5 protein-coding genes and 1 tRNA gene are annotated in these 5,064 nt (G+C 41.1%); 2 read left to right on the top strand and 4 right to left on the bottom strand.

Annotated features, from left to right (window positions below):
* On the bottom strand, nucleotides 1-267 hold a 267-nt coding region (locus tag QXE01_11485), incomplete at its 3' end, for an FAD-dependent oxidoreductase (protein MEM4971858.1).
* Nucleotides 268-434: 167 nt separating this feature from the next.
* Here QXE01_11485 and QXE01_11480 point away from each other — a divergent pair.
* Nucleotides 435-513 (top strand) — tRNA-Gly (locus QXE01_11480).
* Between the two features lie 702 nt (nucleotides 514-1,215).
* Nucleotides 1,216-1,698, top strand: a complete 483-nt coding sequence (locus tag QXE01_11475) for a hypothetical protein (protein MEM4971857.1) — start codon at nucleotides 1,216-1,218, stop codon at nucleotides 1,696-1,698.
* A 516-nt stretch (nucleotides 1,699-2,214) separates the two neighbouring features.
* On the opposite strand, the gene QXE01_11470 is transcribed toward QXE01_11475, so the two are convergent.
* The 3 genes from QXE01_11470 to QXE01_11460 form a co-directional block, all read right to left on the bottom strand.
* Nucleotides 2,215-3,108, bottom strand: coding sequence for a transglutaminase domain-containing protein (locus QXE01_11470; GenBank protein ID MEM4971856.1), 894 nt, complete (start codon nucleotides 3,106-3,108; stop codon nucleotides 2,215-2,217).
* Nucleotides 3,109-4,108: 1,000 nt separating this feature from the next.
* Nucleotides 4,109-4,552: a type II toxin-antitoxin system VapC family toxin gene (locus QXE01_11465; GenBank protein MEM4971855.1), complete on the bottom strand. Its 444-nt coding sequence runs from the start codon at nucleotides 4,550-4,552 to the stop codon at nucleotides 4,109-4,111.
* Entirely contained in the window at nucleotides 4,545-4,754 is a 210-nt protein-coding gene (locus tag QXE01_11460; protein ID MEM4971854.1) for an antitoxin family protein, read from the bottom strand. The genes QXE01_11465 and QXE01_11460 overlap by 8 nt, the downstream gene beginning before the upstream one ends.
* Between the last annotated feature and the right edge of the window lie 310 nt (nucleotides 4,755-5,064).

Below are 5,064 nucleotides of genomic sequence, written 5' to 3'. Positions count from 1 at the left end.
CCACCCAGGCCTACGAAGAACCTCCGAGAGAGATACCCTTATAAAACCACCCATACCCAGAACAGCCCTTACAAGCGTGAACAACGATATCCTAGGCGTAGCCGAGAAAGAAGGAGTTATAAGCCCAGCATTATTCTCAGAAGCCCTCCCACCCCTAGGCTCCACATCATATATAACCACCTCCACATCCCTTTTCAACAGATAATAAGCCGTGAAAAGACCCACAAACCCACCACCAACTATAGCAACCCTCATACACAGCCTCATAGATATATACCAAGCCACATTATATTTAATTAATGAAACTTTAATATAGATCTCCATAAGAAACAATCCCTACAATGAATGGCCTTACCGTCTAAAGCACCAACGCCCCGCAAAAGTAAGGCCCATAGCTATAAGACTTAAATCTACCTACGATAGAAACATATTTGGCGGCGGTCGTCTAGCCTGGTCTAGGACGCCGGCCTTCCGAGCCGGAAATCCCGGGTTCAAATCCCGGCCGCCGCACCATCTTATAGACCCTCACGATCTCATCTACCCTCCCAACGTATCTATTCCTGTGATAGAGATAGTAATTCCCCTTGATCCTCCTCACAATCCACATAGAAGGAATAGGTTACACCTGCCTGTGGTTACCCCCCAGTTAAAAAAACATTATGCTCAGAGGTGTAACCAGGGGTGTAGCTATGGAAGCAGTAAGGATAATGCTTAGATATAAGGATCTTTAGCTGATGTAGATTTGTATTTCGAGCCATGTTGCAGCCACACTTCATGGAGCCCGCGATACTATGAAACATAAAGGGCACATTGATACTATGGTTAACCTCTATGTTTCGATCTTCTAGAAAAATATCAGCAGATCTGCATTTTCATATGCAAATATTTTTCAGAACCGTTATATCTTTTTAGCTGGTAAATCTTGAACCTCTCCCTCTCCGAGCAACATATTCCTCAAAGCGTCCTTGCCAATATAATCTATCTCCTCAAGAAGAAAGATCACAATACGTATGGGTCTTTCCTCATTAAACAGCCTAGATATATATATTACCAAAATTCATCGCTATTCCCACGCATTACCTACCATCACATTTACACCCCAATAAATGAAGAGCAGAGGCATATGTAAGAAAGAAGTCAGATAATATAAGGCAATCATTTACATCAACCGTTGATTTAAATCTTAAATATATGAATCTATAACCAGGGGGAGGATTGGATAGAGAGGATAAATCGAGAAAGGTAAGAGAAATGGAAGAATTTGCGAGAAGGCTTGCTGTGTTATTAAACAAGGAGGCGGGTATGATGATAGAGTGTGTGGAAAGGCACAGGCTATTCACTATTACATTCTCAATAATGCTTAGATTATCCTATCTGAAAGAACTAACAAACAGTATAGGCAAGTACCTTGTTGAACGTATAGAGAGAATCACAAAAGAGTATAATCTCAACTCTATTCAGGAACTGAATTCAACCAGTGAGGTCATGAGTCCAACAATAAACATGCTTATAGATACCTATAACAATATAATAAAGGATATAAAACACCACTACGCCGAGAAAGATAGAATAGCAAACACTCTGAAAGAATTAAGCCCAATAAAGGAACCAAGAGAGATGTTTGATAGATTTCTAGAGCTGTATAACTATATACAGCAAGCAGAAGGATACATAACTAGATGGATGCCCAACTGCTAAGAAACCATCAAACCCACTATACCGCTCTTAAACATCTTCTTTAGAATTTATTTGTAGCCGAGAAAATTGCTCGGATTAGCTATTATTTTTCGATGAGGCAGATCGTGTGGGAAATAAGAGCATCCTATGCCACTAAGATACCTTGTACCGATGCTAGGAATTACTGCCTCTAAACCGCAGCCAGAGGCCTCCATACTGTAGCAATGTATAATTTATTATAGAATATGGGAGCTGTCTAGCCTTCTCAAGCTGTGCACATCATAGTGCTGGCCGCACCGACTGTGAATAGGTTCTTTCCACTATTATCTTTATTGCAAGTACTCTGAGCTGTTAGACCTCTTACATGGTGGTTAGAAAGTACGAGCTTTGTCCTCTCTATTGGCTATATCCCTAATTATCTTTATTTTATTCTGGTAGCGGTTTCACAGCGATCTAGAATTTAAATCTATGGCTTTTCACAACAATTTCATAGCTTTCTAGCAGAATTTAGAAGTAGATATAGAGCAGGTGACTAGCTTAGTAGCCGTATTCGTCAGTGCAGTCTATCTCTATATCACTATCTAGATATCTGCATAACACCTTGTGATCGCCTGAAAAGTCCTCTAGAGATGAAAGGACTTCTATTGGTGTTAAGTAGATGTTTCCTCGATACTGTTTTTCATAGACAATTCCTATATACCAGGGGTCTACGATATACCATGAACCATTTACATATACCTCAGCCCAGGCATGGTCGATATCGCTGAAATGCGCTATCCTGACAGCATATCCCAGTCTATTTAATAGATATGCAGTAGCGATTGCATGTTCCCCGCACGAGCCCCAGCCCTGCCATAGAATTACATGTGCCTGGGTGAAGTGAAGAGCGCTTAAGAGCCAATAATCTGTCTGGGAAAGCATAGTGTCGATTTTCAGAGTAGACATAGGATTATTATATGACCACCCAAGTCTAGCGTCGACATACTGTGTAACACCCATAGTGATACAAGTAACGTTGTTGCCACACATAGACTGTAAATTACCTATGAATGCCCCTATATTCTCCTCAATGGGGGAGAATAGGGTAAGCATTAGAGCGGGTTCTAGAGAGAATATTAGGAGAGAGACTGAAAGTAAAAGGACAAGATATCGGCGAAGACTTATTGATAAATAGTTGCTAGCTATCTCTATCTTCCTCAAGCTGAGGAGCTTCCGGATTAAGAGGATCAGGGGTAGAAAGGGGAGTATCGTATTAAGTACTTGTATGGATAGTTTTATATGAAACCAGTACTCATAGAGATGGAAGAGACTTAACACATAGTAGTATAGGACTAGGCTAGGATACCATAGCTGTGCAAGGTATATAGAGAATACTAGACAAAGGGTTATGAAAACGATTAGGACTGTTACTACCCTAACCTCACCTCCCATATCTAAACCAATTATCCCTATACCTAGTAACTTATATCTATGTTTACTGGCTGTATCTCTATCCATAGCTCTATGCCCTCTAGTATCAGCTGCGGGAAACCCTCAACATCTTTCGACACCTCATAGCCTACATATCCCCGTATCACCCCTTATTGAACTCAATGCAAGCATAGGTAGAGAATCCCGCTGGCGGCTCCAAGGATTGATTTCTTCTCCATAAAAACTCTTTAACGGATTGCATAGTTCCCGCTTCTTGGCGGGTACAGGAAAACATGACCAGATTCAAAGCTGATAGTAAGTGATGTGATAGGGTTAATGTTGCTGGGCTCAATGGTGTTGTTGGGCGTATGGTTCTGGAGAAGGTTAGGAAGAAGCTGGATTTACGAAGGTATGCGAGGCATTGGGTACAGCTAAGTCTAATCTGCCAGGTATCTCTCTGGCGAGCGCAGGGTTCCTGTCGATGTTGTTAGGAAAAGTTACTGCAGCTGCTAACTAAGGAGGAGTTCGAGTCTGTTGTCAGCATGTGGGATAAGCCCAAGGCTTCGGAGCTAGTCGATGAGAGAGGTATTGTTGACTATAGCAGATATCCCGAGTGCTACAGAAACCTTAACACAAATGAATATAGATGAGAATGAGTGCTTACTCTTTTCCACCGTTTGACAAGTTCAGTTGTTTTTCTATTCATCATATCGTCTATTAAGTATTTAACTAGTGACAAACCAATGAGTTTGATAAGATGATCAAGCAGATGGAAACACGGGTTTGAAGGTTGTCCGTGTCATTGACTTGAACTTAAGGCGTATCTAAGGCCTCTGAGAGGTTTACATGGAGTCAGGTAAACCTAGTTTAAGCTCATACGCTAAGAGCTCTTCTTCTACCTCCCTGTAGTTCGGATAATGTTTCTCGACGCATGCCCAGAAAGCCTTGTTATGCTTGGGCTCGATTAAGTGGCATATCTCGTGATAGAACTAGAGACAATTAGAAGCATTTAAATACATTGCTAAGTCAGAAACAGCCTTTTAACCATCTCTATTTCCTCTACCAGGTAGTATGCTTCTATAGCAGCCTTCTTGGCGTTCTGAGCCTGTATCCTGTCATTCGTTAGTAGAACTCCATTGACTATACTTGCAACTGCTATGTAATATGCGTCTGCAGCTCTAGACCCGGTTTTTCGTGCTATTCTAATAGCTTCTTCGTATATAGTCTCCTCTGGTATGAGCTTGATTGAGGGGAGAGTATCCAGAGCTAGATCTAGCTCTTCTTCAAGGAGATAGCGTGTTAAAACACCGACAATCTCGACTATTAATAGCTTAGGGGCATAGGCTTCTGCAGAGCCCTGCATGATCCATTTAACTATCTCTTCAGCTATAGAAGCGCGATTCTCGTCAGGAGCTGCATAGAGATCTATAAGTAGTGATGCATCTATAACGATTCTTCTAGGCAAAACGTCCACGCTCTCTAATAAGATCCTCAACTAAATCCTTACCCTTGAGGCTATCTCTCACTCGACTCCTTATCTCACGAGCAACCTGAATAACATCTTTCTCAACTATCCTAATCCTAATACGCTGCCCTTCTCTGAGATCAAGCCTTTCAAGAGGTTTTAGAACACCATTTTCATATATAGCTTCCACAACTCTGATCATACTCCTACAATCTCCATATATCTTTATCACGACTAGCTATATTAATTTAAACTTAGAACAGATAGCTAAAGATGCTATCTGACATAGATCCCTGCTATGCTACATGGTATATTAATTGCTTCCCACACTAAACTCAACTATATGGCTATCGTAAGCTTATAACTGGAAACCCCCTCTCTTTATGGTAAGAGGAGGTTAGCTTCTATAGCCCGATGTGGTGGATAGATATTTCCTGATCCTGTGTATGATGTATATGATCAGTATTGATGCTATAGCTGCTACTCCATAGATAATTAGTGTATCGATTAAA

The organism is Sulfolobales archaeon (assembly GCA_038897115.1).
GTDB lineage: Archaea > Thermoproteota > Thermoprotei_A > Sulfolobales > AG1 > AG1.
This window is presented reverse-complemented; position numbering and strand designations above follow the sequence as displayed.

Bases quoted from the DNA above. Each gene is read 5' to 3' on its own strand.
- QXE01_11470 (MEM4971856.1), bottom strand. From the start codon at position 3,108: ATGGGAGGTGAGGTTAGGGTAGTAACAGTCCTAATCGTTTTCATAACC.
- QXE01_11460 (MEM4971854.1), bottom strand. From the start codon at position 4,754: ATGATCAGAGTTGTGGAAGCTATATATGAAAATGGTGTTCTAAAACCT.